Origin of the sequence: Levilinea saccharolytica, from assembly GCF_001306035.1 — a bacterium.
GTDB classification, from domain to species: Bacteria; Chloroflexota; Anaerolineae; order Anaerolineales; family Anaerolineaceae; genus Levilinea; species Levilinea saccharolytica.
Genome location: NZ_LGCM01000065.1, coordinates 49,465 through 75,150, shown reverse-complemented (window position 1 = coordinate 75,150; position 25,686 = coordinate 49,465). Strand labels below are relative to the sequence as shown.

Annotated in this window: 32 protein-coding genes and 1 riboswitch; of the genes, 22 read left to right on the top strand and 10 right to left on the bottom strand. The window is 63.7% G+C overall.

Features of this window, described 5'->3' with window-relative positions:
- Positions 1 to 77 precede the first annotated feature (77 nt).
- The 17 genes from ADN01_RS17560 to ADN01_RS17485 all read left to right on the top strand — a co-directional run bounded on the left by ADN01_RS17560 (position 78) and on the right by ADN01_RS17485 (position 13,328).
- Entirely contained in the window at positions 78 to 434 is a 357-nt protein-coding gene (locus tag ADN01_RS17560; RefSeq protein WP_062417028.1) for a hypothetical protein, read from the top strand.
- 20 nt (positions 435 to 454) lie between these two features.
- Entirely contained in the window at positions 455 to 679 is a 225-nt protein-coding gene (locus ADN01_RS19765) for a hypothetical protein (RefSeq protein WP_160318462.1), read from the top strand.
- Complete coding sequence (locus ADN01_RS17555; RefSeq protein ID WP_062417027.1) at positions 639 to 1,799, top strand: hypothetical protein; 1,161 nt, start codon at positions 639 to 641, stop codon at positions 1,797 to 1,799. The genes ADN01_RS19765 and ADN01_RS17555 overlap by 41 nt, the downstream gene beginning before the upstream one ends.
- Before the next feature lie 14 nt (positions 1,800 to 1,813).
- Positions 1,814 to 2,788: a GNAT family N-acetyltransferase gene (locus tag ADN01_RS19955; protein ID WP_075071324.1), complete on the top strand. Its 975-nt coding sequence runs from the start codon at positions 1,814 to 1,816 to the stop codon at positions 2,786 to 2,788.
- A 79-nt stretch (positions 2,789 to 2,867) separates the two neighbouring features.
- Positions 2,868 to 3,275 carry a 4Fe-4S dicluster domain-containing protein gene (locus ADN01_RS17545; RefSeq protein ID WP_062417026.1) on the top strand — a complete coding sequence of 136 codons (408 nt, stop codon included), beginning with the start codon at positions 2,868 to 2,870 and terminating at the stop codon, positions 3,273 to 3,275.
- A gap of 11 nt (positions 3,276 to 3,286) precedes the next feature.
- The gene (locus ADN01_RS17540; RefSeq protein WP_062417025.1) at positions 3,287 to 5,116 is read left to right on the top strand and encodes an aldehyde ferredoxin oxidoreductase family protein; all 1,830 of its coding nucleotides are present in this window, start codon (positions 3,287 to 3,289) and stop codon (positions 5,114 to 5,116) included.
- Positions 5,113 to 5,337, top strand: coding sequence for a MoaD/ThiS family protein (locus tag ADN01_RS17535; RefSeq protein WP_062417024.1), 225 nt, complete (start codon positions 5,113 to 5,115; stop codon positions 5,335 to 5,337). The genes ADN01_RS17540 and ADN01_RS17535 overlap by 4 nt, the downstream gene beginning before the upstream one ends.
- A 19-nt stretch (positions 5,338 to 5,356) precedes the next feature.
- Complete coding sequence (locus ADN01_RS17530; RefSeq protein ID WP_062417023.1) at positions 5,357 to 5,881, top strand: GNAT family N-acetyltransferase; 525 nt, start codon at positions 5,357 to 5,359, stop codon at positions 5,879 to 5,881.
- A gap of 83 nt (positions 5,882 to 5,964) precedes the next feature.
- On the top strand, positions 5,965 to 6,780 hold the full coding sequence (locus ADN01_RS17525) for an SGNH/GDSL hydrolase family protein (protein WP_062417022.1): 816 nt from the start codon (positions 5,965 to 5,967) through the stop codon (positions 6,778 to 6,780).
- A gap of 22 nt (positions 6,781 to 6,802) precedes the next feature.
- Positions 6,803 to 7,915, top strand: coding sequence for a DUF4037 domain-containing protein (locus ADN01_RS17520; protein ID WP_062417021.1), 1,113 nt, complete (start codon positions 6,803 to 6,805; stop codon positions 7,913 to 7,915).
- 46 nt (positions 7,916 to 7,961) lie between these two features.
- Positions 7,962 to 8,672: a response regulator gene (locus ADN01_RS17515; RefSeq protein WP_082389745.1), complete on the top strand. Its 711-nt coding sequence runs from the start codon at positions 7,962 to 7,964 to the stop codon at positions 8,670 to 8,672.
- Positions 8,673 to 8,685: 13 nt separating this feature from the next.
- Positions 8,686 to 8,976, top strand: a complete 291-nt coding sequence (locus ADN01_RS17510; RefSeq protein ID WP_062417531.1) for a DUF6812 domain-containing protein — start codon at positions 8,686 to 8,688, stop codon at positions 8,974 to 8,976.
- A 15-nt stretch (positions 8,977 to 8,991) separates the two neighbouring features.
- Positions 8,992 to 10,305, top strand: coding sequence for a CpaF family protein (locus ADN01_RS17505; protein WP_062417530.1), 1,314 nt, complete (start codon positions 8,992 to 8,994; stop codon positions 10,303 to 10,305).
- Between the two features lie 147 nt (positions 10,306 to 10,452).
- A complete protein-coding gene (locus ADN01_RS17500; RefSeq protein ID WP_062417529.1) occupies positions 10,453 to 11,130 on the top strand; it encodes a helix-turn-helix domain-containing protein in 678 nt (225 codons plus the stop codon).
- Positions 11,131 to 11,133: 3 nt separating this feature from the next.
- The gene (locus ADN01_RS17495; RefSeq protein WP_062417528.1) at positions 11,134 to 11,676 is read left to right on the top strand and encodes a hypothetical protein; all 543 of its coding nucleotides are present in this window, start codon (positions 11,134 to 11,136) and stop codon (positions 11,674 to 11,676) included.
- A 10-nt stretch (positions 11,677 to 11,686) separates the two neighbouring features.
- Positions 11,687 to 12,544: a GNAT family N-acetyltransferase gene (locus tag ADN01_RS17490; RefSeq protein WP_062417527.1), complete on the top strand. Its 858-nt coding sequence runs from the start codon at positions 11,687 to 11,689 to the stop codon at positions 12,542 to 12,544.
- 79 nt (positions 12,545 to 12,623) lie between these two features.
- Positions 12,624 to 13,328, top strand: a complete 705-nt coding sequence (locus ADN01_RS17485; RefSeq protein WP_062417526.1) for a DsbA family protein — start codon at positions 12,624 to 12,626, stop codon at positions 13,326 to 13,328.
- 51 nt (positions 13,329 to 13,379) lie between these two features.
- Here ADN01_RS17485 and ADN01_RS17480 read toward each other — a convergent pair whose 3' ends face one another.
- Together ADN01_RS17480 and ADN01_RS17475 are read right to left on the bottom strand one after the other, a co-directional pair.
- Positions 13,380 to 13,682: a DUF6958 family protein gene (locus ADN01_RS17480; protein WP_062417525.1), complete on the bottom strand. Its 303-nt coding sequence runs from the start codon at positions 13,680 to 13,682 to the stop codon at positions 13,380 to 13,382.
- A gap of 135 nt (positions 13,683 to 13,817) precedes the next feature.
- Positions 13,818 to 14,147 carry a DMT family transporter gene (locus ADN01_RS17475; protein WP_062417524.1) on the bottom strand — a complete coding sequence of 110 codons (330 nt, stop codon included), beginning with the start codon at positions 14,145 to 14,147 and terminating at the stop codon, positions 13,818 to 13,820.
- Positions 14,148 to 14,566: 419 nt separating this feature from the next.
- On the opposite strand from ADN01_RS17475, the gene ADN01_RS17470 reads away from it, so the two are divergent.
- Positions 14,567 to 15,211, top strand: coding sequence for a phosphatase PAP2 family protein (locus ADN01_RS17470; protein ID WP_062417523.1), 645 nt, complete (start codon positions 14,567 to 14,569; stop codon positions 15,209 to 15,211).
- A gap of 16 nt (positions 15,212 to 15,227) precedes the next feature.
- Positions 15,228 to 16,415: a M24 family metallopeptidase gene (locus ADN01_RS17465; RefSeq protein ID WP_062417522.1), complete on the top strand. Its 1,188-nt coding sequence runs from the start codon at positions 15,228 to 15,230 to the stop codon at positions 16,413 to 16,415.
- Here the strand turns inward: ADN01_RS17465 and ADN01_RS17460 are convergent.
- A complete protein-coding gene (locus tag ADN01_RS17460) occupies positions 16,357 to 17,385 on the bottom strand; it encodes a diacylglycerol/lipid kinase family protein (RefSeq protein ID WP_062417521.1) in 1,029 nt (342 codons plus the stop codon). The genes ADN01_RS17465 and ADN01_RS17460 overlap by 59 nt on opposite strands.
- A gap of 105 nt (positions 17,386 to 17,490) precedes the next feature.
- Here ADN01_RS17460 and cobS point away from each other — a divergent pair, with 105 nt between their 5' ends.
- The 3 genes from cobS to cobU are packed head-to-tail and all read left to right on the top strand — an operon-like array spanning position 17,491 to position 19,612.
- Positions 17,491 to 18,231: an adenosylcobinamide-GDP ribazoletransferase gene (gene cobS, locus ADN01_RS17455; protein WP_062417520.1), complete on the top strand. Its 741-nt coding sequence runs from the start codon at positions 17,491 to 17,493 to the stop codon at positions 18,229 to 18,231.
- An 11-nt stretch (positions 18,232 to 18,242) separates the two neighbouring features.
- Positions 18,243 to 19,064 carry a cobamide remodeling phosphodiesterase CbiR gene (gene cbiR, locus ADN01_RS17450; RefSeq protein WP_062417519.1) on the top strand — a complete coding sequence of 274 codons (822 nt, stop codon included), beginning with the start codon at positions 18,243 to 18,245 and terminating at the stop codon, positions 19,062 to 19,064.
- On the top strand, positions 19,049 to 19,612 hold the full coding sequence (gene cobU / locus ADN01_RS17445) for a bifunctional adenosylcobinamide kinase/adenosylcobinamide-phosphate guanylyltransferase (RefSeq protein ID WP_062417518.1): 564 nt from the start codon (positions 19,049 to 19,051) through the stop codon (positions 19,610 to 19,612). The genes cbiR and cobU overlap by 16 nt, the downstream gene beginning before the upstream one ends.
- On the opposite strand, the gene ADN01_RS17440 is transcribed toward cobU, so the two are convergent.
- The 7 genes from ADN01_RS17440 to ADN01_RS17410 all read right to left on the bottom strand — a co-directional run bounded on the left by ADN01_RS17440 (position 19,609) and on the right by ADN01_RS17410 (position 25,681).
- Positions 19,609 to 19,902, bottom strand: a complete 294-nt coding sequence (locus ADN01_RS17440) for a hypothetical protein (RefSeq protein WP_062417517.1) — start codon at positions 19,900 to 19,902, stop codon at positions 19,609 to 19,611. The genes cobU and ADN01_RS17440 overlap by 4 nt on opposite strands.
- A 103-nt stretch (positions 19,903 to 20,005) precedes the next feature.
- Positions 20,006 to 20,503, bottom strand: a complete 498-nt coding sequence (locus ADN01_RS17435; RefSeq protein ID WP_201778703.1) for a DUF402 domain-containing protein — start codon at positions 20,501 to 20,503, stop codon at positions 20,006 to 20,008.
- A complete protein-coding gene (locus ADN01_RS17430) occupies positions 20,494 to 21,537 on the bottom strand; it encodes an ABC transporter ATP-binding protein (protein ID WP_062417515.1) in 1,044 nt (347 codons plus the stop codon). The genes ADN01_RS17435 and ADN01_RS17430 overlap by 10 nt, the downstream gene beginning before the upstream one ends.
- Positions 21,538 to 21,594: 57 nt before the next feature.
- Positions 21,595 to 23,292 carry an ABC transporter permease gene (locus ADN01_RS17425; RefSeq protein WP_075071323.1) on the bottom strand — a complete coding sequence of 566 codons (1,698 nt, stop codon included), beginning with the start codon at positions 23,290 to 23,292 and terminating at the stop codon, positions 21,595 to 21,597.
- The gene (locus tag ADN01_RS17420; RefSeq protein WP_082142673.1) at positions 23,289 to 24,359 is read right to left on the bottom strand and encodes a thiamine ABC transporter substrate-binding protein; all 1,071 of its coding nucleotides are present in this window, start codon (positions 24,357 to 24,359) and stop codon (positions 23,289 to 23,291) included. Before ADN01_RS17420 ends, ADN01_RS17425 begins: the two co-directional genes overlap by 4 nt.
- Before the next feature lie 2 nt (positions 24,360 to 24,361).
- Positions 24,362 to 25,036: a thiamine diphosphokinase gene (locus tag ADN01_RS17415; protein WP_082142672.1), complete on the bottom strand. Its 675-nt coding sequence runs from the start codon at positions 25,034 to 25,036 to the stop codon at positions 24,362 to 24,364.
- A gap of 32 nt (positions 25,037 to 25,068) precedes the next feature.
- A riboswitch (TPP riboswitch) is annotated at positions 25,069 to 25,179 on the bottom strand.
- A gap of 58 nt (positions 25,180 to 25,237) precedes the next feature.
- Positions 25,238 to 25,681, bottom strand: a complete 444-nt coding sequence (locus ADN01_RS17410; RefSeq protein WP_062417514.1) for a DUF123 domain-containing protein — start codon at positions 25,679 to 25,681, stop codon at positions 25,238 to 25,240.
- Between the last annotated feature and the right edge of the window lie 5 nt (positions 25,682 to 25,686).

Sequence of the window (25,686 nt, the reverse complement as noted above, 5' to 3'; positions counted from 1 at the left end):
CAAAAAAGGTCTATACTTAAAGGGAGCCTCATTTCCCCATCCCGTTTGCAGAACCGCTTGACCGAAAGAGACCCGCCATGAACTGCTTCCGCCTGACCGTCATCCTGTGGGAAAACCCCCTGCCCGATTCGCAGCACAGCGACCGGCGCGCGCTGCGCGAAGCCTGCATTCTGGACTGCGTATCCGCCGAGGAAGCCCAGGCCGTCTTCACGCAGATTTGCGCCGCCTTCCCGCCCATCACCGACGCCGATCAACACCCCCTGGCGGTGGAGGCCTTGGTCAGCCAGGGGCCGCGCACCACCGGCCGCCCCGAAACCAGCGCGGCGCTCTTCGCCGGCCCTCTGTGGGATTTCACCATCGGCCAATTTGAGCACATTGCCCGGCAGGCTCGCCACATGGCTGCCCTGCCGCCCGGCCCGCTGACCCCCTGCTAGCCCTTCCATCACGGTGCGCAATGACCTCTTCCCCTTCGTTTTTTGATGTCTTGCGCAGTTACGGCCTGGACCGCCCGGAGGTCCTGGATCAACGCCTGCTGCATCTGCGCGAGCACGATTGGAAGGCCTTCAGCGACGCCCTGGACGCCTACTTTAAAGCCCAGCCTGCCCCCGCAGGAGCTGACCCAAACCGCGTCTCACCTCTTGATCGCCGACCGGCTGTATCTGGACGACCCGCTGTATGACTACGCCGCCTTTCTCAGCGGGCCTGAATTTGACGACCCCGGCCTTCAGCCTGGGGCGCAAATGACCGCCGCCTACCGCGCCGGATACCCCATCTGCCTGCAAAACCTGCGCGCTGTGCTGCAGTATTACCATCAGGCCCGCGAACTGATCGCCGAAGGCCGCCTGGTGCCCTACAAGCTCACCCAAATGCCCGATGGGGCCTGGCCGTTTATCTCGGTGTACACGCGCCAGACCCTGCTGGACGCGCGCGCCTTGCGCATCGCCGGGTACGGCAGCCCCGCCGGTCTGGCCGCTCTCGCACTGAAGCAAATCCTCACCCAAAACCGTTTGGCGCGGGCGGTCTCGCGCCGTCTGAGCAAGCCCGCCCCGGCCGCACCCTCGCCCCGCCCCGCTGTCCATTTTGATGAAATCACCGCCGCCAGCGCCCGTCTGGATACGCGCTTGCAGCGCTATTTCACCTACCAGCCTCTGTGGGTTTCCCTGGCGGCCTTTGCCATCGCCGGCGGCCTGCAAGGGCTGAGCACAGATTTCTTCTCGCCCGATTACGCCTACATGTTTCGCAAAGCCCTGGACGCCGCCCGCCAGGTGAACAAGAAGCTGCCCCAGGATCGGCGTTTTCTGATCCCGGCCGGATTCAGCCTGAACGGCCTGCGCCTGCCGGCCCTGCTGAACCTGCCGGTCGAGCGCGTGTTGGATACCATCACCCACGAACCGCACGCCTTTCAGGCCTTCCGCGCCCAGATCAACCAGAAACTGCTGGAAATCTCTGCGCCCGCCGGAAGCGAAGAGCGCGAACAGCAAATCTTGGCCCTCCAGCACAGCGTGGAACACGATGTGGCCCAGATCAGCCTGACCTATCAGGAAATCAGCACCTCATACCGCCAGCGCTTTTCCACCCACCTGGCCCTCGGCTCGGCATCCGTGCTGGTGGCCGGGCTGACCACCCTGGGCAGTAACCTGGATGCGCTGTCCATCGCCGGTGGGGTCTTTTCCGGCCTGTCCCTCTCGGCCAGCCTGAAAGAATTTGCCAAAGAATGGCTGGATTACCAGCGCGACCTGCTCAAATTAAAAGCCAACGACAACTATTTCGTCTGGCGGCTCACCCCACCCCCTCGCTGAAAGGCGGCCCCCCGATGCCCTTCCCCTTGCAAACACCGCGCCTCATCCTGCGCCCCTTTACCCAGGCAGACCTGTCGGCTTTTGTGGCCTACCGCTCCGACCCCCAAACCGCCCGCTACCAAAGCTGGGAGGCCCCCTACCCCGAAGAAAAAGCGCGGAAATTCATCGAAACGCTGCTGCGCAGCCAGCCCGGAACCCCCGGGGAGTGGTATCAGCTGGCGGTGGTGCGCAAAGACAGCGGCGAGATGATCGGCGACTGCGCCTTTCACATTATGGCCGAAGACTCCAGCCAGGCGGAGATCGGCTACACCCTTTCGCCCCGCCAGCGCCGCCGCGGCTTCGCCACCGAAGCGGTGGCCGGGCTGCTGCGCTACCTGTTTGAGGAATGCCGCCTGCACCGCGTGCGCGCCGTGTGCGACGCTGAAAACCCCGCCTCGGCCCGCGTGCTGGAGCGCATTGGGATGCGCCGTGAAGCCTTCTTCAAAGAAAACATCTGGTTCAAAGGCGCCTGGGGTTCAGAATGGGTTTACGCCATCCTGGAAAGCGAATGGAAACGGCTGCAAACCGCCCCCGCCCCGCGCTTTCTGTACCCGGCCGAATGGATGCTGTTCGTCCCCGACCGCCTGGCCGCCGCCGAATGGTATGCGCGCCTGCTCAGCACCGCGGTGCAGTACCTGCCGGAGGGCAACCATTACATTGTGGAGGCCGGGGGAATTCGGATCACCTTCCATTTGGCCGATGAAAAAATGCCCTCAGGCAAAGCCGGGCAGACCCTCTACTGGCAGGTCAGCCAGTTTGACGCCGCCCTGGGGCGCGCCCTGGCCTGCGGGGCGGCGCTGTACCGCGGCCCGCTGGAGCGCACCGACAACCTCAGCATGGCCCAGGTGAGCGACCCCTTTGGCAATCTAATCGGCATCCTCGGCCCTCGTCCCGGCCTACCCGCCGATATGGGATATTCGGCCGCCCCAAATCAGGATGAATGTGAATAGCCTTTGTGCCTGCTCTTGGGTACAGTGTTACCGTTGGTAAACTTTTTTGCGTCCGCCCCCTTTTCAAGGAGACCCGCCTATGCGATTGTACGCCGATTCTTCCAAATGCTGCGGCTGCAGCGCCTGTTTGGTGGCCTGTTCGCTCAACCTCTTTGAGGAAAACAATCCCAAAAAAGCCGCCCTGCGGGTGGTGCCCCATTTCCCCGAACCCGGCAATTATGAGCTGAAAGTCTGCACCCAGTGCGGCGAATGTGCCCAGGTGTGCCCCACCGGCGCCATCCAGCGCAATGAGCGCGGAGCCTATTTCGTCGATGCCGCCCTGTGCGACCTGTGCGGCGCGTGTGAAACGGTCTGCCCGGAAGGCGTCATGTTCGTGGTACCAGAAATGTCCGAACATTCCTGGAAATGCGACCTGTGCGGCGACTGCGTGTTGGTTTGCGGCATGAATGTGCTGTGGATCGCTGAACCCTCCACCCAGGCAGCCTAAAGGAGCAGACCATGAACGGATATGGCGGCAGTATCTTACGTGTCAACCTCACCGAGGGCAAAATCACCCGTCTGCCCACCCCGGCGGATGTCATCCGCGATTACATCGGCGGGCGCGGTTTTGGCGCATACTTCCTGTACCATGAAGTGCCTGCCCACGCGGACCCCTTGGGCCCCGAAAACAAATTGATCATCTCCACCGGGCCGCTCTCCGGCCTGATGATCCCCGGCGCGGGGAAATGCGATTTCTCCACCAAATCACCCCTCACCGGCGGGTACGCGGGCTCATCCCTGGGCGGCCTGTTCACGGCTGAGATGAAATACGCCGGGATCGACTCGATCATCCTGGAGGGCATCAGCCCCAAACCGGTATACCTCTTCATTGACGACCGCAAAGCGGAACTGCGCGACGCCTCGGAATATTGGGGCAAAGGCAGCATCACCGTGGAGCGCATGTTCAAAGAGCAGCTGGGCGAAGAATTCCAGGTGGCCGTCATCGGCCCCGGCGGCGAGAACCTGGTGTCTTACGCCAGCATCAACCACGATTACGGCCGCGAGGCCGGGCGCGGCGGCGTGGGCGCGGTGATGGGCTCCAAGCGCCTCAAAGCCATCGTCCTGCACGGCACGCAGTCGGTGCAGGTGGCCGATCTGGCGGGCTACCGCCAGGCGGGCATGGCCCTGTTCAAAGCCTGCAAAGATTCCGACGGCCTGAAGCCCTGGCAGGATTACGGCACCACCATCGTCACCAGCTGGTGCGACGAGGTCGGCGCCCTGCCCACGCGCAATTTCAGCGCGGGTTCCTTCGAGGGCGGCCCCACCCTGTACGGGCCGGTGATGCGCGAGCAGATCGTCATCACTGACAAAGGCTGCTTTGGCTGTCCTTCGCCCTGCGGCAAATACAGCCGCATGAAACGCTACGGCAGCACGGTGGAAGGCCCCGAATACGAAACCATCGGCATGTTGGGTTCCAACCTGGGCATCGCCGACATTCAAGATGTGGCCCAGGCCAATTTACTGTGCGACGAGCTGGGCATTGACACCATCTCCGCCGGCAGCGCCATCGGCTGGGCGATGGAATGTTTTGAAAAGGGCATCCTCACCCTGGAAGATACCGGCGGCCTGGAGCTGCGCTTTGGCAACGTGCCCGCCGTCTTTGAACTGCTGCAGGCCATCGCCAAACGCCAGGGCCTGGGCGCGCTGCTCTCTCAGGGCGTCAAAGCCGCCGCCAAACAGGTGGGCAAAGGCAGCGAAAAGTTCGCCATCCATGTCAAAGGCATGGAGCAGTCGGCGTACGCCACCCACAACGCCACCGCCATGCTGCTGGCCTACATGACCTGCGACGTTGGCGCACACCACAACCGTTCCTGGGCCATCACCTATGATCTTCAGGTGGGCCGCGAACTGGTGGTTCCGGAAAAAGTGGCCCGCATCATCTGGCTGCAGGACTTCCGCCCTATGTTCGACGTCTTTGGCACCTGCCGTCTGCAGTGGGTGGAATTGGGCATTGACCGCGAGCTGTATGTCCCCGCCCTGGCCGCCGTCACCGGCGTGCAGCGCTCCTGGGAAGAGTTGGAAATGGTGGGCGCGCGCATCTGGAACCTCAACCGTATGTTCTGGATTCGCGAGAACGAGGGCTTTGGGCGCGAATGGGATCTGCCCGCCCCGCGCTTCTATGAAGAAGCCCCCAAAACCGGCGTCACCGCCGGACAAATCACCCGCCTGGAAGATGTGCATAAGCTCCTGGATATGTACTACGAACAGCGCGGCTGGTCTTCGAACGGCATTCCCACCCCCGCCACCCTGGAAAAGCTGGGGCTGGCGGAGCTTGCGCAAACCTTGTGATCACCCTGCGGCCTTTGGGCGGGCTAAAGGCCCTGGTTCACGATCAAAAAGAGCTGCACCTGGAGGCCGCGGGCTGTTCGGTGCGCGAGGCGCTGCTGCTGGCCAATATCCGCCCCGAACTGGTGGCCCTGGTGCTGGTCAACGCCCGCCCGGTGGATAAAGCCCACCGCCTGGCAGACGGCGATATCGTTCAAGTCCTGACGGTTTTTGGGGGCGGCTAGCCGCCCCCATCCCTTTTTTATGAAACCCATCCTGCCAACCCACACGCTGCGCCCGCTGACCCCCGCCGATCAGGGTTTGATCCGCGAGCTGATGTTTTACGCCATCTTCGTCCCCCCGGGCACGCCTTTGCCCGACCGGGCCTTGCTGGATGAGCCGCGCATCGCCGCCTATTATCAGGATTGGGGACGCGCGGGTGATTTTGGCTTTGCCGGGCTGGCGGGCGATGACAGCGCACAGCCGGTGGGTGCGGTTTGGCTGCGCCTGTTCCCCGCCGAGGCCCCCGGCTATGGAACCGTGTCCCCGGCCGTCCCCGAACTGTCCATCGCCCTCACCCCGCCGCACCGCGGGCAGGGACTGGGCAGCCGTCTGCTGACCGCCGCCCTGGACGAAGCCGCCCGCCGCGGTTTTGAATCCGTGTCTCTCAGCGTTTCCCCCACCAACCCGGCCCTGCGCCTGTACATCCGCGCGGGGTTTGAACCGGTACACAGCGAAGACGATTCGATGGTCATGCTCTGCCGCTTGCTGCCCCCCACCCGCGCCTGAACGCGCCCCCCAACCCGGCCAAGCTCCTGTATAATCAATTCATCCAGCGGTACACCCACGCTTGCCCGATTGGGGATATACGCATGTCCACACCGTCCGACCGCCGTACCCATACCGTCGTCTGCCTGGGAGACAGCATCACCCTGGGGCAAATCAGCGTCTCGTACATCTGGCCGCTGCGCGACCGCTTCGCCGGGTATCCGGTGCGCTTCATCAACGCCGGGATCAACAACGATCTGGCCTACAACCTGCTCACCCGTCTCAACCCCGTCATCCGCGAACGGCCCGATACCATCCTGGTTCTGGCCGGAACCAATGATGTGCTTTCTTCGCTTTCGGTGCTGAAGACCCTGGCCAATTTCGCCGTCAAAGGCATCCCCCGCTGGCCCAATCTATCCTGGTACATCCGCAACATGCGCCTGATTCTCAGCCGCCTGAAAGCCAGCACGCGCGCCGCCCTGGCGGTGGCCACGCTGCCGGTGCTGGGCGAAGACCTGGATTCGCTCCCCAACCAGCGCGTGCGCCAATATAACCAGGCCCTGGCGGAACTGACCGAAGAAATGAACATCCCCTTGCTGCCCGTGTATGAGCGCATGGCTGCCGTGCTGCGGGCCGACCCGCGCCCCAAGCGCGCCTACACCCATTCCATCCGCCTGACCGCCGAAGTCATCCTGCGCTGCAACATCCTGGGCGAGCCCTTTGACCGCCTGGCGGAGCAAAACGGCTTTGCCCTGTTGACCGACTCGGTGCATTTAAACAGCCGCGGGGCTGCCATCGTGGCGGACGAAATGGAAGCCTTTCTGCGCCGCACCCTGCCGCCCGAACCGCCCCGCAGCGGCCTGCCGGAGGTGATCCTGCCCATCAAGATCCCCTTCCTGCCGCCCCGTCCGCCCGATTAGCCCGACCTCAAGGACCCGCCGTATGTCCAGTGAAAATTGGGCCGTCAGCCCGCTGCCTTTCCTCCCCGGCCAGGAACTTTGCCAGCAGTACTACCAGCAGGCCGTGCTGCCCATCCTTCAGCGAGGTTTCCCCGGCCTGCCGCACACCGCCGCCCTGGTGGGCTACGGCTCCGACGTCCTCGGCTACGACACCCCCCTCTCACGCGACCACATGTGGGGGCCGCGCCTGGTGCTCTTTTTGCCTGAAGATGCCTCCGAAAGCCTGCGCGCCCGGCTCATCGCAGCCCTGGGCCGCGAGCTGCCCACCCAGTTTTACGGCTACCCCACCCATTTTTCCGACCCCGACGGCGAAGGCGTGCGCATCCCCACCCCCATCGAATCCGGGCCGGTGGATCCCCTCATCGCCCTGACCACCCTTTCGGCTTTCACCCAGCAGGAACTGGGCATCACCCCCCAGCAGGCTTTGACCCCTGCCGACTGGCTGACTTTCGCGGAGCAGCGCCTGTTGGGGGTGACCGCCGGGCGCGTCTATCACGACGATTTGGGCCTGGAAGCCCTGCGCAGCCGCCTGGCCTATTACCCTGACCCTGTGTGGCGTTACCTGCTGGCCTGCCAATGGATGCGCCTCAGTCAGGAAGAGCCTTTTGTGGGCCGCACCCACAGCGCGGGCGACGAGCTGGGCTCGCGCCTGATCACCGCGCGCCTGTGCCAGGATGTCATGCGTCTGGCCTTCCTGCTGGAACGCCGCTACGCTCCTTACAGCAAATGGTTTGGAACCGCCTTCCAGCGGTTGGATTTGGCCGCGCAGCTCTCCCCCTACCTGCAGGGCGCGTTGGAGGCCCCTGACTTTCCCCGGCGCGAAGCCCAGTTGTGCGGCGCGTATGAGACCCTGGCGCGCGCCCACAACGACCTCGGCCTGACCCCGGCGCTGGAGCCCTCCTGCTCGCTTTTCCACCAGCGCCCCTTCCGCGTGCTGCACGCCGAACGCTTCGCCGCAGCCCTGCAGGAGACCCTCCGCGACCCCTGGCTGCGGGCTTTGCCGCTCTACGGCGGCCTGAACCAATACTGCACCACCACCGACATCCTCGAATCTCCGGCGGCCTGGCGCCGCCTGCAAGGGCTGTACGGCGGGTAAGCGTCCCCGCCGCCGCAATCACTTTTGGTACTGTAGGGAGGATGAGATGAAACGACCTGTGCTGGCTGTATTCCTGCTGAGCCTATGTCTGCTGGCCGCCTGCGCCCCCCAGGCCGCGGCCCTGCCCACCGCTGCCACCCGCGCCGAAGAACTCCAGGCTCAACCATCGGAACTGGTGGCCAGCCGCGGCCCAGACCTCCTGATCCTGGATATCATGATGCCCCGCCTGGACGGCCTCAGCACCTGCGAGCGCGTCCGGCAGTTTTCCAATATTCCCATCATCATGCTCACCGCCCGCGGCGAAGAACAAGACCGCGTTCAGGGCCTGAACGTCGGCGCGGATGACTACGTGGTCAAACCTTTCTCCGCCATCGAACTGGTGGCGCGCGTGCGGGCTGTGCTGCGGCGGGCCAGTAACGCCGAACAGGTGACCCAGACCCGCTACTTCATCCACGGCAATTTGCGCATTGATTTTGCCCGTGCCGAAGTGTGGAAGGACAACAAACCCGTCTTCCTCTCCGCCACCGAATACCGCCTCCTCATCCAGTTTGCCCACCACGTCGGCGAAGTACTCACCGCCGAAGACCTGCTGGTGGCCATCTGGGGGCCGCAGTACCGTGAAGATAAAGAAATCCTGTGGGTCAGCATTGCCCGGCTGCGCCAAAAGCTGGAAGATAACCCCCACTCGCCGCAGCACATCGTCACCCGTGCTGGCCTGGGCTATTTAATGCCGCCTGTCGATAAAGACAATTCCTAACGGAGCAGCCGCCATGTATGCTAATTTTGAAGATAAAGGCAAAATTTTTACACCCGTCGTCTCCAAAGAACCGGTGGACGTCATCCTGCAAACCACCGTGCACCGCATCACCGGCAAATTCCACGTCCGGCCTGATGAGCGCCTGATTGATCAGCTTAACCACGCCGATGCCTTCCTGGCTCTCACCGATGTGACCGTCATGGATCTGTCCGGCGGCGAAACCCTGTACACCCTGCGTTTTATGGTCGTGCAGCGCAATCAAATCGTTTGGATGGCTCCCACCCAAGAACTGCACAACCAGTAAGTCTGAGAGTATCGTATGAACCTATCTGGACAATCCACCGGGCGCAGCCCAGAAATAGGCAAATTAAAAGCCTATCTTTCCAACATGGTCATCCGCGAAATTGAATCGCAGAATATTCCGGATGCCGACCGCCGCGACATGATCTTACAGGTACTGCAGCAGGCCTACCAGAGCACCAAGCTCCAGCTCCCCAACACGCTGCGGGATCAAATCTTCCATGAAATTTTGGATGAGCTTTTGGGTTTTGGCCCCCTCCAGCCCCTGCTGGATGACCCCGATATCTCCGAAGTGATGGTCAACGGGGTTAACAAGGTCTACATTGAGCGCAAAGGCAAGCTGGTAAAAACCAACGTCACCTTCGACAGCGAAGAGCAGGTCCTGCGCCTGATTGACCGCATCATCCTGCCCCTGGGCCGCCGCATTGACCGCGACAGCCCCACGGTGGATGCGCGCCTGCCCGACGGCTCGCGCGTAAACGCGGTGATTGGGCCGGTGGCCATTGACGGCCCCACCATCACCATCCGAAAATTCATGAAGAACAAACTCAGCGTGGATCAGCTGATTGAATTCGGCTCCATCACCCGCAACATGGCCGATTTCGTGCGCGCCTGCGTAATTTCACGCCTGAATATCCTCATCTCCGGCGGCACCGGCTCTGGTAAAACCACCCTGCTCAACGTGCTGTCTAGTTTCATCCCCGAAGATGAGCGCATCATCACCATCGAAGACGCTGCGGAGTTGAAGCTCCAGCAGGATCACATTGTGCGCCTGGAGACCAAACCGGCCAATTCGGAAGGTCAAAACGCGGTCACCATCCGCGAACTGGTGCGCAATTCCTTGCGCATGCGCCCCGACCGCATTGTGGTGGGTGAGGTGCGCGGCGGCGAGGCCCTCGATATGCTCCAGGCCATGAACACCGGCCACGATGGTTCCCTCACCACCCTGCACGCCAACGCCCCCCGCGACGCCATCTCGCGTCTGGAAACCATGTGCCTGATGTCGGGCATGGATCTGCCTGTGCGCGTCATCCGCGAACAGATCGCCTCCGCCATTGATCTCATCATCCAGCAGTCGCGCCTGCGCGACGGAACCCGCAAAGTCACCTCCATCACCGAGGTGGCCGGTATGGAAGGCGACACCGTGGTCATGACCGAGATCTTCCGCTTCGAGCAGACCAAGGTGGAAAAAGACGGCCGCATCATCGGCGAGCTGAAACCCACCGGCATCCGCCCCCTGTTTTCGCCGCGTCTGGAAGCTGCCGGCTTCCACCTGGGGCCGGAAGTCTTTGGGGCCAACCTGTCGGAAATGCTCAATTCGCGCCGGCGCTAACCGCGGCAAGCAACTGCGTCCAAATCCGCCTTGCGCGGCCTGTGGGTGCTATAATCAGGACATCAACCAGACCCACAGCCGGCCAATGCGCCGCCTGATTTGCCGCACCGGAACCGACCGGACTCCAACCAGGGGAAAGGGCAAAGCATGAACCGACAACAAACCATCCTCAAGCTCCGCACACACCGGCTGGCCGTCCTGCTCATTGACGCCCGCCAGGCCAACCGCCGCACCTTCGAAGAATGTGCCCAGGCGATGGGCGTTAGCGTGGAGGAGTATCAATCCTACGAAGCTGCCCAGGCCGCCCCTTCGCTGCCCGCGCTGGAAGCCCTGGCCTTTTACCTGAACCTGCCGCTGGAACATTTTTGGAGCCAAACCACCCTCAGCGCCCAGGCCGCGGCCCCTTCCGATCAGGTGCGCAAACTGCGCGGTCTGCGCAACCGTGCCATCGGCGCGCGCCTGCGCCAACGCCGCACCCAGTTGGAAATGGGCACCGAAGCCCTGGCCGAAAAGCTGTCCATGCCCATTGAAAATGTGGATACCTTTGAATCCGGTCAGAATTCCATCCCCCTGCCTCAATTGGAGCTGATCGCCGAAGCCCTGGGTCTGCCCATTCAAGAACTGTTTGATCAGCACGGCCCCATTGGGGAATGGCGCACCGAGCGCGAGCTGAACGAAAAGTTCGCCCAGCTGCCCGCAAAGATGAAAGATTTTGTCAGCAAACCCGTCAACCGGCCCTATCTGGAGCTGGCCATGCGCCTGAGCGAACTTTCGGTAGAAAAACTGCGCACCGTGGCCGAAAGCCTCTTGGAAATCACCTACTAACCCATGAGCGAAGTTCTCCCTCCCGCCGTGTTGAACGACCAGGCCCAAAACGCCTACCGCGAAGGCCAGTTTTCTCTGGCCGCCGATTTGTTTGAACAGGCCGCCCGCGCCCTGGATGCGCAAGGTCAGGCGCTGGACGCGGCAGAGATGTGGAACAATGTCAGCGTGGCCAGCCTGCAGGCCGGGGATGCCGCCCGCGCCCTGCGCAGCGCCGAAGGCAGCGACGCCGTTTTCGCCGCCCAACAGGACTTCCGCCGCCAGGGGCTGGCCCTGGGCAACCAGGCCGCCGCCTTAGAAGCCCTGGGGCAGACGGATGAAGCCCTGTCCCGCTACCAGCGTTCCAGCGACGCACTCAAGCAAGCCGGGCAGCCGGAGCTGCGCGCCGTAGTGCTAAAAAGCCTCTCTGCTCTGCAAATGCGCACCGGTAAACGCATGGAAGCCATGGCGTCCATGCAAATTGCCCTGGAAAACCAAAAACACCTCAGCCTGCGCGAACGTCTGCTCAAGTCGCTGCTGAAGGTCCCCTTCCGAATGCTCAAATCTTAAAAAGGCCTTGATGGACTCCTGGAGCCTGCGGCAAGCCACCCTCGCCGATTACCCCGCTCTGGCGCGCTTTCTTCAGGTGCAGGCCTATGTCCACCGCCACCTGGATTGGCGCCCCACCCTGGATTGGCTGGGCTTCCAGCCTTTTTACTTGTTGGAAGACTCCGCCGGCATCCGGGCTGTTCTGGGCTGCCCCCAGGACCCTCCTGGCGTTGCCTGGGTACGGGTCTTCGCCTGCGCGGAAGAAAGCCATCTGCGTCCAGCCTGGGAGCAGCTGTTCACAGCCGCCCGGCAGGCCCTGCCCGAACCGCGCCCCACCCTGGCGTTGCTGGCTCTGTATGAATGGATGGCCGACCTGGCCCCTGGGGTGGGTCTGCACAAAACCCAGGACATCGTCGTGTTGGAATGGAATCAGCGCGTGCCCCCCATCGCCGCCGCGCAGGGAGAGGTGCACGTGGAGCTCATACGTCTAACGGATCTGCCTGCCGTGCTGGAACTGGATCAGCAGGCTTTTGGCAGCCTGTGGCAGCTTTCAGCCGATTCGCTGGAACGCTGCTTTCGCCAGGCCGGGTACGCCACCCTGGCCTGGTTGGACGGGCAGCCCGTGGGCTACCAGATCAGCACGCACACCTCCTATGCCGCCCACCTGGCCCGTCTGGCTGTGCGCCCAGACCTTCAACGGCGCGGCATCGGCGCGACCCTGCTGGGCGAGCTGCAAACCCACTATCAAAACCGCGGCGTCTGGCGGCTGACGGTGAACACCCAGTCCGACAACCACGCCTCCCTGTCCCTCTACCACCGCGCGGGCTTCCGCGAAACCGGCGACCGCTTCCCTGTTTTCGTCTACACCGAACCTCCATCCGAAGGTTAAAAAACACTTTCTTTACAAAACCCCTCCACTATGGCACAATTCGGGGCATCGTCACTGTTCGACAAGGAGGAACTGACCGATGAGCCGCACCAAAGATAAACGCCAGCAAACCCAAATCGACCGCCGCCGCCAGCAAACGCGTGAGACGCTCACCCTGATCGCCATCATCACCTTCCTGGTGGTGATTGTGGCCGCTGCGCTGATCATCCCCCAGATCCAGCGTCAAAACAGCGCCCGCGCGCAGATCACCACCCACGGCATCGCCTATACCGCCTCAAACCAAAACTCCCTGGGCGACCCCAACGCGCCTGTTAAAGTGGTGGAATATTCCGACTTCCAATGTATTCACTGCAAGACTTTCGCCCTGGAAGAAGAATCCGCCCTGCTGCAGTATGTGGAAGAAGGCAAGGTGTATTTCACCTACATGCCGGTGGATATGTTTGGGCCCATTTCGGAAACCGTCTCCGAGGCCGCCTACTGCGCCGCGGATCAGGGCAAATTCTTTGAATACCGTGATGTGATCTTCCTCAACCTGGACGGCAACCGCAGCGAAACCTATTCCGCCGCCCGATTGGCCGATTACGCCGAGGCTCTGGGGCTGGAGCGTAAAAGCTTTGAAAGCTGCCTGAAGAACCGCACCTACGATAAAAAGGCCACCCAGAACTTCGCCGAGGCGCGGTCGGGTGGGGTCGAGGGCACGCCTGCCTTCATCATCGGCGGCAAAGTGGTCTACAAAGATCAGCTGCTGTCCACCATCAACCAGGCCCTGCTGTCGGTTCCCTGATATTCCCCTCTGTGTGCAAACCGAGCGCCGCGGACCGCGGCGCTTTTTTTATTACTGCACCGCAGCATGGCGCGCGCCCAATCGCAGCAGCTGTTCGCTGCCCCCCTTGCGCGTGCACAGGATTTCGCCGCGGGTTTCCAGATCCAGCTTGACGGCGGTGTAATACCAGGGGATGGAACCCCCAAAGCGTCCGCGCAGCTTCTGCTCCACCACAATGGCCAGCTGGCGGTAGGTTTGCGGGCCCAGATCCGCCAGGGATTGCAGGATGACCGCGCGCATCTGTTCATATTTGGCCCGGCTGATGTGGACACCCTTCAAACCCTGGGGGTGCAGCGTGACAATCTTATCTTCCATTTCGCCGCCTCCTGGCTGTGCGTGCGCCTTCACCTTAATTATAAAAAGGTCGTCAAGCCCCTTTCAAACGCACAGCCCGGCTCGCCCCTCCCCCATTCCCAGGGGAGGGGCAAGCGCAGAGGGCGGGAGCGCGGTTTAATGCTGCCCGCTGGAAAAGGCCAGCCCCACCACGCCCAACACAATTAACGCCAGCGAGGCGAATTTCAGCCAATGCGCCGGTTCCTTGAACAGGAAAATGCCGATCAAGGTGACCATCGCCGTACCCACCGAGGCCCAAACCGCATAGGCCACGCTCACATCCAGTTTTTTCACCGCCACGGCGTCGCAGGCCAGGCTCAGGCCCATCAGCACGAAGATCAGCACCGAAGGCAGCGGCCGGGTGAAGCCCTGTGATAATTTCAAGCAAATGGAGGCGCCCACTTCAAAGACGATCCCCACAAACAAAACTAACCAGCTGGTACCCATGAGATTCCTCACGTTTCTCATCCACGTAGAATTCCGATTCATCGCAGAAAACCAAACCAGCCCGCTGGGGGTCAGAGGCTGTTCGTTTTCACTCAATTGTGGGTCAATCGGATGAGAGCCGTCAGGTAAAGCGGTGTGCACCAAAACGCCGGTTGGTCCGGTCGGGGCGAACGGTGGCCAACAAGATCCAGTACAAACGCGTTAACATCTTATTTTGCGCAGACATAAGAATTCTCTTTCACTCACAGGAGCGCGTCTACTCCCATTATAGCACCCAGGTCAACCCGCCGCGGGCCGCGGCCGCCTGGACAGTTGACCAGTCTTTGGGCCGCCCGCGCGCGCCGCCGCAAAGCCGGGTATAATTTTGCAACCTGTGCGCCCCTTTGGACGTATATCGTTATGGCTGCATAGGAGCATATATGAAAACATCTACCCGCATTCTCTTGGGATGCCTGACCTGCATCCAGCTGCTCTACGTCCCTCTGAACCGCCTGTCCACCGGCGGCATTGCCCCCTTTGTCCCCCTGGATGCTTACATCCCCCTCTGGCCGGTGTGGGCTGTGCCCTACCTGCTGATTGTGGCCTGCTGGCCATTGGCCATCGCCTGGGCGGTGTTCTTCGCCAAAGATGAAGAGCTGGCGGCCCTGGTGGCCTCCATCCTCATCGCCTCCCTGGCTGGCATTGTGACCTTCACCCTCTTTCCCACCTACGTCATCCGCCCCGAAGTCACCGCCCAGGGCTGGGCCGCCGATCTGCTGCGCTGGATTTACGCCAACGACGGGGCCTACAACGCCCTGCCCTCCGGCCATGTGTACATGACCACCGTATTGGCCTACTACGGGCGGCGCTGGTTCCCCAAAGTGCGCGGCCTGTTCCCGGCGGTGGTGGTGGTCATCCTGCTGTCCACCCTCTTCACCCATCAGCATTATCTCTTAGACCTGGCCGCGGGGCTGTTGGTGGGATTGGCGGCCTGCAGCCTGGGCCCGTGGGCTGCCCGCCTGTTTTTCCCGCAGCCCAAGCCCAAATCCGTCCAGCTGGTCAAAGCCCCTTCATCCAAAGATTAACCCCTCCGGAGGCCGCATGAACCCCATCGTGCTCGAAAAAGTGGACCAGGCTGTCGCCATTTTGCAGGAAAAAAAGATTGACCTTTGGCTGACTTTCGTGCGCGAGACCTCTGTGCTGGCCGACCCCATGCTGGCGCTCATCTACGGCGAAACCGGCCTCACCTGGCACAGCGCGCTGATCCTCACCCGCCAGGGGCAGCGCGTGGCCATCGTCGGCCGCCTGGAGCGCGAAGCCGCCCAGGCCACCGGCGCCTACACCCAGGTGCTGACCTACGACCAATCCATTCAGCCGGTGCTGCTGGACACTCTGGAACACCTTAACCCCCAGCAAATCGCCATCAACACCTGCCCCGATGACGAACTGGCCGACGGCCTGACCCACGGCATGTACTCGCTGCTCACCCACATGCTGGCCAACACGCCCTATCACGACCGCCTCATCTCCTCGGCCGAGGTGATCGCCGCCCTCAACGGGCGCAAAACCGCCCAGGAAGTGCAGCGGATCCAGACCGCGGTGGATATCGCCGAAGAAATTTTCGCCAGCCTGTTCGCCGAGCTGCGCCCCGGCCTCACCGAGCGCGAGGTGGCTGCGCGCATGCACGCCGAGGTGGACCGGCGCGGCCTGGAAACCGCCTGGGCGCGGGCGGGCTGCCCGGCGGTGAACCACGGGCCGCTTTCAGCGGTGGGCCACGGCCTGCCCGGTGATATCCCCCTGGAACGCGGGCACATTTTGCACCTGGATTTCGGCGTGCGCTATCAGGGCTATTGCTCTGACTTACAGCGCGTGGTGTATATGCTGCGCCCCGGCGAAACCCAGCCGCCCGAAGCCGTGCAGCACGGTTTTCGCACCGTGGCCGATACCATCCAGGCGGTGGCCCAGGCCATGCTCCCCGGCACCCCCGGCCACGAATTGGATCAGTTGGCGCGCCAACGCCTGACGGCGGCGGGCTACCCCGAATTCCCCTACGGCCTGGGTCACCAGGTGGGACGCCGCGTGCACGACGGCGGTGCGCTCATGGGCCCCCTGTGGGAACGCTACGGCCGCCGCCCCCTGGGCACGCTGGAAGCCGGGCAGGTGTTCACCATTGAGCCGGGACTGATGCTCCCCGAACACGGGTATGTGGGGCTGGAAGAAGATGTGATCGTCACGCCTCAGGGCGCGCGTTTCCTGAGCCGACCGCAGACCGAATGGATCGTACGGTAAAGGTGCGCTCCGCCAGGGCGCGGATTTGCTCGCGGAACAGCTCAATTCCCTGACGGGAGGCCGCGCTGGGCACAATTAAACACACCGCCCCCGGAACCACAAAGGCCTCAAAAGGCGTCTGCCCGATAATTTCCCCATCCGCCTGGGCCACCAGCGGCTTGCTGGCGCTGACCCAAATGCGGCGCGCCGCCCGATAGGTGCGCAGCCGCGGCGAACGGTCGCGCCGCGAGATCACCACGTCCCAGGCCACCCGCAGCAGGTCCACCAGCGTGCGCGAGCGCAGCACACACACTTCCATCAGTCCGTCATCGGGATAGATATTCAGCGGCGTGGGCAGTTCCCCCAGGCCAATCACGCTGCTGTTCACAATCATTATTTCCGAGGCACGTGTGCGCACAGGCAAATCATCAATTTGCAGGGTGAAGGCGTGCGGCTGCAAGCCGATCAGCGAGCGGAAGAAATTCAGCAAATAAGCCAAAAAGCCAAAACGGCGCTTCTGCTGGCGGTCGGTGGTTTGAATCAGCGTGGAGCTGATCCCCGCACCGGCGTTAAGCAAATACAGGCGGCCAGCGATGCTCAGCCCGTCCAGGCGGCGCAGGCTGTGTTCCCCCAAAATCAGTTCCAGAGCCGTTTCGAGCTGCAAAGGGATGCCCAAATTGCGCGAAAGCGCGTTCCAGGTTCCCGCGGGCAGCACCCCCAACGGCACCGAAGTGCCCACCAGCCCGTCCGCCGCACCCGAAACCGTGCCGTCCCCGCCCGAAACCACCACCAACTGCGCCCCCCAGTCCAGCGCTTCGGCCACCACCGGCTTCAGCGATTCATTTCCCTGGGTGGTGTAGGTGCGCAGCTCCCAACCCGCCGCGCTGAAGCGCTGCTGCACCAGGGCCAGCACCGCCTCGGCGGAGGTGACACCCGAAACGGGATTGAGGATGAACAACGCGCGTGCGGGTGGGGTCAGGTCTGGCTGCATAGGCTTAACATAATCCAAACCCGCCAATCCGGCAAGCCTTTCGCCCGGTTTACCCCTCACGGCCCGTCCTGCGTTACAATAGAACCCCGGAGCCACAGAGAACGTATGCACCCCTTTCTGACCGCCCTCATGTTCCTCACCACCCTGCCGGTGCGCTCCCGCACCCCCCTCCAACCGGCTCCCCTCAGCCGCGCTGCCCCCTGGTTTCCGCTGGTGGGCTTGCTCCTGGGTGGATTGTTAATGGGCGCGAGCGCTGCCCTGGGCGCGCTCTTCCCCCCGCTCCTGGCTGCCGTGCTGCTCACCGCCGTGTGGGCGGCCCTCACCGGCGGACTGCACCTGGACGGGCTGGCCGACTGCTGCGACGGTCTGCTGGCCCCGGTCTCCGCACAGCGGCGGCTGGAGATCATGAAAGACCCGCGCATGGGCAGCTTTGCGGGCGTGGGCCTGGTCTTGTTTCTGATGCTGAAGGTCTTTGCGCTGCTGTCTCTGCCCCCTGGCGCGGGCGGCTGGGCGGCCATGCTGCTGGCCCCGACCCTGGCGCGCTGGCTGGTGCTCTGGCTGGCCTTACAGCCCCAGGCGCGCCCCGCGGGTTTGGGGGCTGCCCTGGCCGAAGGCCTGCAAAAACCGGCCCTGCTGGCGGCCTTTCTCCCCGTGGGGCTGGCCGCGGCGCTGGGCGGTTGGCGCGGGGCCGCGGCCCTGCTGCTGGGCGCAGCCGCCGCCTGGCTCATCCTGCGTGCAGCCAAAGCCCGCCTGGGCGGTGTCACCGGCGACGTGATGGGCCTGTGTATCGAGATGGTCGAACTGGTCACGCTGCTGACCTTCGCGGCCCGCATCCCCATTTTGTAGGCATCTCCCCCATGACCCTTCCCCCTTTTCCGTTTCGCCTCGGCACGACTTCCTATATCGTCCCGGATGACATCCTGCCCAATGTGCGCTTTCTGGCGGACCAGGCGCAGGATATTGAACTGGTGCTGTTTGAGGTGGACGACGGAACCAATAACCTGCCCAGTGCCGAAACCGTGGCGGAAATGCAGGCTTTGGCCGCCGCCCACAACCTGAGCTACACCGTGCATCTGCCCTTGGATCTGCGCCTGGGCGCAGAGGAAGACCTGCGCCACCCCTCGCTGGTCAAGGCCGAGCGCGTCATCGAACGCACCCGCGCCCTGGCCCCCTTCGCCTACGTGCTGCATCTGGACGGCCGCGAGGAACGCAGCCAAACCGACCCGCAGGTGCTGGCCCGCTGGCAGCAGAATTCCATCCGCGCCCTGCGGCAGGCCGCCGCCTGGGCCGGTGACCCCGCCCTCCTGGCAGTGGAAAACCTGGAAGGTTACCCCCTGGACTTCTGGGAGCCGATCTTCGATCAGATCCCCGTCAGCCGCTGCGTGGATATCGGCCACCTGTGGCTCGACGGCCGCGACCCGCTCACCTATCTTCAGCGCGCCCTGCCGACCACGCGCGTCATCCACCTGCACGGCATCGGCACGCGCGATCACCAATCCCTGCGCCACGCCGACCCCGCCGCCCTGGACGCCGTCCTGGCGGCCCTGCTGCGCGCCGATTACCGCGGGGTGCTGACCCTGGAAATTTTTGGCGAGGAGGACTTCCACACCTCCCTGCAAGCTCTGAATGCCAGCCGCCAACGGTTGGCCGCCGGAGGAGACTTATGGGCAAAAGCCTGACCCTCATCCTGGGCGGGGCGCGCAGCGGCAAAAGCACCCTGGCGCAAACCCTGGCCGCCCAACGCAGCCCGCACGTGCTCTATGTGGCCACCGCCACCGCCGGGGATGACGAAATGCGCCGCCGCATCGCCGCCCACCGCGCCGAACGCCCGCCCCAATGGGGCACTTTGGAAGCCCGCCGTCACGTGGGCAGCGCCGTGCTAACCTGCCCCTACCCCGCTGAGGTCATCCTGGTGGACTGCCTGACCCTGCTGGCTAACAATGTCCTCATGGATTTGCCCGAAGGGACCGACGAAGCCCAGGTGCAGCAAACCCTGGACGATGAAGTCCAGGGTCTCTTGAACGCCTATGCGCAGCTTTCTGCGCAATGGATTGTGGTCTCCAATGAGGTCGGCCTGGGGTTGGTTCCGCCCTATCCCCTGGGGCGCATGTACCGCGATGTGCTCGGCCGCGCCAACCAACGCCTGGCACAAGCCGCCGACCAGGTGGCTTTTTTGGTGGCTGGTCTGCCCATGTGGCTCAAGGGGCCAACCTCACCCGCCCCTTAGACGCGCGAGTAATGCCGACTGACGCGGTGCGCGGTGCGCACGGGGGTGCTGCCCGCGTCGCAGAACAACTGCGTGCAGGTATCCGTCACCTTCATCTCGTGGCCCAACTCATAGGCTTCCTGGCTGCGCCAGACGGAAACGATCTGCCACAGCGTGCGGCTTTCGCTGTCTTGAATCAGGAAGGATTCCAACAGGCCTTCGGGGGGGTGACGGATGGCTTTGGCGTAGGCCTCTTCCAACCGCACCCAATTGTCTTTCACCACCTGCCCGCTCAAAATGGACACATACATTTCAGCCTCCTTTCGGCGGGGGGTCTTGTCCCTCCAATTTCATTATACAGTTCTCCGGCGCGTTTTGTACCCGCGACTGGCGCGTCTTTCCCCCTTTGGGGTACTATCCCTCCCGCACCAGCCGTTCCAAATCCTGCGCCGCGCCGCTGGCAAACAGGGCCTTCAGCTCCGCCAGGCTGTCCCAGGCGAACTGGGCTTCCTCCGGCGAAAGGTTCAGCTCCGCGAATTCATCCTCATCCAGCACCAGGCTGCTCCCGTCGGGGTACACCAGCAAATCCAGGGCCAGATCCACATAGGAAATCTGGCCGTCCTGGAACAGCGCCGGGCGGGTCACGTTGCAGTACCAGCCCTTGAGATGCCCGTCGTCCACGTCGTACATGGCGAAGATGTTATAGCCGCGCTGGCTGAAATAAGCCTCCACAAAACGGTCGCCCACGCGCAGAAAAATTCCGTGGAACATGCGGTCTTTACGGTTGAAAAAAGCCTCCAGCAGCACGGCCTTCTCACCCCGCACCAGAATCTTCCCTGGGTAGCGCCAGGTCTCTTCGCCCCGCGGGTTCAGTTTGATCACATCCGCATGGGATGCAGCTGTTATAGACACAAAACACCTCCCAACGGCAAAGATAAAGATACCGCCTCACCCGCCTTCACCGGCTGGGTTAACAGGAACTGCAGGCGTTGGCCCGCGCAGTCCAGCGTCACGCGGAAGCCCTCCGGGCGGAAAAGCACATCCACCACGCGCCCATCCAACTGCCCCGCACCCGCCGCGTCTGCGCCGGGCGAAAGTTGGGCGTGCAAAGGCCGCAGCAGCACCTGCACGCGCTGCCCCAGGGCAAAGGCGCGCCGCGGGTCGGCCTCAGCCTGAAAAATCCCCAATGAGGTGCGCACCGTGAGGGGCTGCAAAGCCGCCACCTCCCCCGCCAGCAGGTTGGTCAGCCCCAAAAAGCGCGCCGCCTCCGCGTCCGCCGGGTAGCGGTACACCTCCGGCGGGGCGCCGGTCTGCACTACGCGCCCTTCGCGCAGCAGTACCAGCCGGTCGGCGATGGCAAAGCCCTCCTCCTGATCGTGGGTCACATAAATGGCGGGGATGGCCGTTTCGGCCAGTACGCGGCGCAGTTCTTCCAAAAGCTGTTCGCGCAGACCGCGGTCCAACGCCCCCAGCGGCTCGTCCAGCATCAGCAGGCGCGGCTGCGGCACCAAAGCCCGCGCCAGGGCCACGCGCTGCTGTTCCCCGCCGGAAAGGTCTGTCACCCGCCGCCGGGCAAACCCGCTCATGTGCACCTTTTCCAAAGCCTCGTCCACGCGGCGCTCGGCCGGGGGGCCGCTGACCCCCTGCATTTTCAGCCCAAAAGCCACGTTCTCTGCCACCGTGCGGTGTGGAAACAGGGCGTAATCCTGAAACATCAGGCCAAAGCCGCGCTGGTGCACAGGGATGGGGGCCTGATCCACGCCGTCCCACAGAATCTGGCCGCCTTCGGCCTCTTCCAACCCGGCGATGATGCGCAGCAGCGTACTCTTGCCGCTGCCGGAGGCGCCCAGCAGGCAGATGGTCTCACCCGCCTCCACGGTCAGTGAGATCCCGCGCAGCAGCGGCTTGCCCTCATAGGTTTTGGTGATCGCTTGCACTTCCAGCATAAGCCTTCGCTCCGTCCTTCCAATGCGTTTCCAGGCTGCCGCAGCCCCAGGCCGCGTCTACGCCTCCAGCTTTTCCATCAAAAAGATGCTCAGCGCGCACACCAGCATCAAAATGGTGGACATGGCCATGGCCTGCCCGTAATTATAGGCCCCCGGCTGGCTCAAGAAGCGGTAAATCGCCACCGGCAGGGTGGGATATTCAGGCCGCGCCAGAAAAGAGGTGGCGCCGAACTCCCCCAGCGAGATAGTGAAAGAGAAAATGGCTCCCACCAGGGCCGCCCGCCCCACGATGGGCAGATCCACCCATTTCCACACCTGCCACGGTGATGCGCCCAGGGTGGCCGCCGCCTGCCGCAGCCGTACCGGGATGGAAGCCAGGGCGGGCTGCAGGGTGCGCACCACAAAAGGCAGCGCCACCAGGCTGTGGGCGGCGGGGATCAAAAACGGCAGGCGGGCAATCTCCAGCGGCGGGCGGTTAAAGGCCACCAGATAGCCCAGCCCCAGCGTCACCGCCGAGGTGCCCAGCGGCAGCATCAGCGCCAGGTTCAGCACCCGCCCCCAGCCCCCCTTGCGGTTGACGGCGTAAGCCGCCAAAAACCCCAGGGTGAGCGAAATGGCCACCGTCTCGGCGGCGTACACCAACGAATTGCGCAGCGCCGCCGCCGGAGGCACGTAAAAATACACCTCGCGCCGGTTGACAAACAGCTCGCGGTAATAATCCAGGGTCAGGCCGCTCTCCAGGCTGGTGCGCCCCTCGCGGTCCCCCGCCAGGCGCGTGACCGAACGCGCCCCCAGGGCGCCCAAAGGCGCCGCCAGGAGCAGCAGCAGGGCCGCCGCCACCCCAAACACAAACCAGCGCGCCGCGCGGCTGCGGGGCGGGCGCAGACCCTCGCCGTGCACGCGCGGGGTCAGGGGAATGTCCCCTTGCTGGCGGCTCAGGCGCGTGTACAGCGCGGTGATGGCCAGCGTGCAGCCCATCTGAATCAGCGAAAGCAGCCCCGCCAGCGGGATGTTCAGCATCTGCATGGCCTGGATGTAAATTTCCACCTCCAGGGTGGCGTAGCGCGGCCCGCCCAGGAGCAGCACCACGCCAAAGCTGGTGAAATCAAACAGGAACACCAGCACCACCGCTGCCCACAGGGCCGGGCGCAGCAGCGGAAAGGTCACCTCACGCCAGGCGCGCAGCGGCGAAGCCCCCAACACGCGCGCGGCCTGCTCCAGGCGCGGATCCAGCTGCGCCCAGGCGCTGCCCACCACGCGGATGACGATGGTGGCGTTGTAAAACACGTGCACCAGCACGATGGCCGCCAAACTGTTGAGCAGTTGGATGGGCGGCTCTTTCAAGCCCATCAGGTCCATCAAGCCCACGTTCAGCCAGCCGCGCGGCCCCACCAGGGCGTTGAAGGCCGCCGCCACCACCACCGTGGGCAAAATGAAAGGCAGGGTGCTCAAAATGCCCACCAGGCGTTTGCCGGGGAAGGTGTAGCGCCCAAACACGGCCGCCGCGGGCAGCCCCACCGCCAGAGTCAGCAGGGTGGAAAGCCCCGCCTGCCAAAAGGTGAAGCCCAGCGCGCGGGTCAGGCGCGCCCAGCCCGCCGCCCCCACGCCGTTTTGCAGCAGGGATTCTCCGGCGGTGCCGAAAATGGTCAGCAGCGGGTAAAAGAAAAACAGAGCCAGAAAGGCAAACGGAACGGCCCACAGCGCCCCCCTGCGCCAGCGGGCCGCCCTAGCTGCCGTGAGCTGGGCAGCACTCAACGCAGAACCGCCTCGTCCCAGGCCTGAATCCAGGCGTCGCGGTGGGCAGCGATGCGCTCCGGGTCCAATTGGGCCGGCTGCTGGGCCTGCTGGGCGTATTTTTCATACACTTCGGGCAGTTTGGCCTCGCTGTTCACCGGATAGACGAACATTTGCAGGGGCATGTCTTCCTGGAAGGGCGCGCTGAGCATATAATCCACAAATTTTTCAGCCAGGGCGCGGTTGGAGGTGCCCTTGAGGATGCCCACGAACTCAATCTGCCGGAAGCAGGTGCCGGGGGCCGTCACCGAACCGGTGATGGCCTCATCCACGGGCGGGTCGGCAAACACCACCTCGGCCGCCGGGCTGCTGGCATACGAAACCACCAGCGGCTGGGGGCCTTTGCCGGAGGAGCCGCTGAAATTGGTGTAATAGGCCGTGGTCCAATCCGATACCACCGCCGTCTCGTTGGCGCGCAGCTTCTTCCAGTACTCCAGATAACCCTCCTCGCCGTACTGCGCCACGGTGGCCAGCAGGAAAGCCAGCCCCGGCGAAGACACCGCCGGATTTTCCACCACCAGCAGGCCGCGGTATTCGGGCCGAATCAGGTCGTCCAAACTCTGCGGCACAGCCAGCCCCTTGGCCTCCAGGGCGGCGATGTCGTAATTCAGGCACACATCCCCAAAATCCACCGGCAGGGCGCGGTTTTGTGCGTCCGCGCGGAACTCGGCGGGAATTTTTTCCAGCAGGGGCGAGTCGTACGGCTCAAAGATATCCTCTTTCAGCGCGCGCGAGAGGAAGGTGTTGTCCACCCCATAAAACACATCCGCCTGGGGGTTGCCCTTGGTCAGGATGGCGCGGTTGAGGGCCGAGCCGGAATCGCCGCTCTTCAAAAAGATCACCTTCACCTGGTTGGCCTCTTCAAAGGCCGCCACCACCTCTTCGCTGACGGCAAACGAATCGTGGGTCATCACCGTCAGCACCGCCGGTTCCGCGGGCTGAGGGGCAGCGGGCGCGGGTGCAGCCGCCGGGGTGCAGCCCGCGAAAACGAAGCTCATCAAAACCAACATCCATACAAAGCGTTTCATGCCTACTCCTGAGATGAATCGGATTGAGATTTGCGCGTGTGGATGCACAGCAGCACACCGTGCTGCACGCTGACCGCGGCGCTGGTGCTCTCCATCACGTTGCTGATGCCGCGGGTGCGCTGTGGAAACAGCGTCTCACCCCGCAGCGGATAAACCAGCTGGGCGGTGGTCACGCCGCGCGCCGGGCCCAAAATGGGCAGCAGGGAGACGCCATCCCCCGCCTGGCCGTGAATTTCGGCCCGCTCGCGGATGAGGAAGACCTCTTCCTGGCCGTCGTCCAGGCGCACATCGCAGTCTTCCAGCTCCGGCAGCAGCAGCAGGAACAGGTTGGCCAGGGTCTGATCCAGCCGCCCGCCCAGGGCCGCCGTCACCCGTAGGGTGGTCACGCCCGCGGCGCGTACAGCCAGGAGGGCCAGCTCCAGATCGGTTTCGTCTTTATGCACCGGAAAACGGCGAATTTCGACCCCCTGAGCCTCCAGCGCGGCCACATCCTCGGCCGCCACCGAATCCAGATCGCCGATGAGCAGATTCGGCCGCAGCCCCAGGGCCTTCAGGTAATACCAGCCCCCGTCCACAGCCACCAGCCAGTCGTCTGGCTCCAGCAAAAAGCGCACTTTTTCTGGGTCTGGCAGGCTGCCGTTGACAAAAATCAGCGCGCGTTTGGGTTGAGCACACATAAAAACCACCTCCGCTGGCGAAGGTGGTTGCACAAGTTGACAGGATCCTTTCCCTCCGCCGGCATTACCCGGATCAGGTACATTGGGTCGAAGGCTGGCGCCTTCCTCTCAGCCTGGGCTACCAGGCTCCCCGTGTTCAGTTGTTAATGCCAGTATAAGAGCGCGGCGGGGAATTGTCAATAGTCCCCCGTTGCAAATCCTTCAGCACCCCACCCACGCCGCTCCCAGGGCGTGCGCGCCCTCCTCCGGCCTCATCCCCTCCGGCAGCCGCAGCAAATGCGCCGGGCAGCCCGCCGTGCAGTCGCTGGCGCCAAAGCCGCGCACCGCCGCCTCGGCCCCCAGGGCCAGCATCTGCCCCACCCACGCACATTCCAGGCGCTGCGGGGCGCAGCGGTACGACACCCCGCTCAGCGCGGCCCAGGCGCGGAACACGTCAATGTGCCAGTGCGGGCGCAGCACCGGGCGCAGGTGCCGCCCCAGGCGCCCGCGCAGGCCCCCTGGCCCCAGGGCGCTGCCCAGATACACATAATCGCCCGCCGGAAAGGCGCACCAGCCCAGCCGCCCCACCTGCCCCTCCGCGGGCTGCGCCAGGGTGAACCACAGCGCGTAGCTGCCGGCACAGGCCGGAAAAAGGTCGCCTTCCACCCGGC

Bases quoted from the DNA above. Each gene is read 5' to 3' on its own strand.
- ADN01_RS19955 (WP_075071324.1), top strand. From the start codon at position 1,814: ATGCCCTTCCCCTTGCAAACACCGCGCCTCATCCTGCGCCCCTTTACC.
- ADN01_RS17480 (WP_062417525.1), bottom strand. From the start codon at position 13,682: ATGGAAGATAAGATTGTCACGCTGCACCCCCAGGGTTTGAAGGGTGTC.
- ADN01_RS17520 (WP_062417021.1), top strand. From the start codon at position 6,803: ATGTCCAGTGAAAATTGGGCCGTCAGCCCGCTGCCTTTCCTCCCCGGC.
- ADN01_RS17500 (WP_062417529.1), top strand. From the start codon at position 10,453: ATGAACCGACAACAAACCATCCTCAAGCTCCGCACACACCGGCTGGCC.
- ADN01_RS17420 (WP_082142673.1), bottom strand. From the start codon at position 24,359: ATGAAACGCTTTGTATGGATGTTGGTTTTGATGAGCTTCGTTTTCGCG.
- ADN01_RS17460 (WP_062417521.1), bottom strand. From the start codon at position 17,385: ATGCAGCCAGACCTGACCCCACCCGCACGCGCGTTGTTCATCCTCAAT.
- ADN01_RS17505 (WP_062417530.1), top strand. From the start codon at position 8,992: ATGAACCTATCTGGACAATCCACCGGGCGCAGCCCAGAAATAGGCAAA.
- ADN01_RS17545 (WP_062417026.1), top strand. From the start codon at position 2,868: ATGCGATTGTACGCCGATTCTTCCAAATGCTGCGGCTGCAGCGCCTGT.
- ADN01_RS17490 (WP_062417527.1), top strand. From the start codon at position 11,687: ATGGACTCCTGGAGCCTGCGGCAAGCCACCCTCGCCGATTACCCCGCT.
- ADN01_RS17495 (WP_062417528.1), top strand. From the start codon at position 11,134: ATGAGCGAAGTTCTCCCTCCCGCCGTGTTGAACGACCAGGCCCAAAAC.
- ADN01_RS17475 (WP_062417524.1), bottom strand. From the start codon at position 14,147: ATGGGTACCAGCTGGTTAGTTTTGTTTGTGGGGATCGTCTTTGAAGTG.
- ADN01_RS17440 (WP_062417517.1), bottom strand. From the start codon at position 19,902: ATGTATGTGTCCATTTTGAGCGGGCAGGTGGTGAAAGACAATTGGGTG.
- ADN01_RS19765 (WP_160318462.1), top strand. From the start codon at position 455: ATGACCTCTTCCCCTTCGTTTTTTGATGTCTTGCGCAGTTACGGCCTG.
- ADN01_RS17470 (WP_062417523.1), top strand. From the start codon at position 14,567: ATGAAAACATCTACCCGCATTCTCTTGGGATGCCTGACCTGCATCCAG.
- ADN01_RS17430 (WP_062417515.1), bottom strand. From the start codon at position 21,537: ATGCTGGAAGTGCAAGCGATCACCAAAACCTATGAGGGCAAGCCGCTG.
- ADN01_RS17540 (WP_062417025.1), top strand. From the start codon at position 3,287: ATGAACGGATATGGCGGCAGTATCTTACGTGTCAACCTCACCGAGGGC.
- ADN01_RS17530 (WP_062417023.1), top strand. From the start codon at position 5,357: ATGAAACCCATCCTGCCAACCCACACGCTGCGCCCGCTGACCCCCGCC.
- cobS (WP_062417520.1), top strand. From the start codon at position 17,491: ATGCACCCCTTTCTGACCGCCCTCATGTTCCTCACCACCCTGCCGGTG.
- ADN01_RS17515 (WP_082389745.1), top strand. From the start codon at position 7,962: ATGAAACGACCTGTGCTGGCTGTATTCCTGCTGAGCCTATGTCTGCTG.
- ADN01_RS17560 (WP_062417028.1), top strand. From the start codon at position 78: ATGAACTGCTTCCGCCTGACCGTCATCCTGTGGGAAAACCCCCTGCCC.
- ADN01_RS17485 (WP_062417526.1), top strand. From the start codon at position 12,624: ATGAGCCGCACCAAAGATAAACGCCAGCAAACCCAAATCGACCGCCGC.
- cbiR (WP_062417519.1), top strand. From the start codon at position 18,243: ATGACCCTTCCCCCTTTTCCGTTTCGCCTCGGCACGACTTCCTATATC.
- ADN01_RS17415 (WP_082142672.1), bottom strand. From the start codon at position 25,036: ATGTGTGCTCAACCCAAACGCGCGCTGATTTTTGTCAACGGCAGCCTG.
- ADN01_RS17525 (WP_062417022.1), top strand. From the start codon at position 5,965: ATGTCCACACCGTCCGACCGCCGTACCCATACCGTCGTCTGCCTGGGA.
- ADN01_RS17510 (WP_062417531.1), top strand. From the start codon at position 8,686: ATGTATGCTAATTTTGAAGATAAAGGCAAAATTTTTACACCCGTCGTC.
- ADN01_RS17465 (WP_062417522.1), top strand. From the start codon at position 15,228: ATGAACCCCATCGTGCTCGAAAAAGTGGACCAGGCTGTCGCCATTTTG.
- cobU (WP_062417518.1), top strand. From the start codon at position 19,049: ATGGGCAAAAGCCTGACCCTCATCCTGGGCGGGGCGCGCAGCGGCAAA.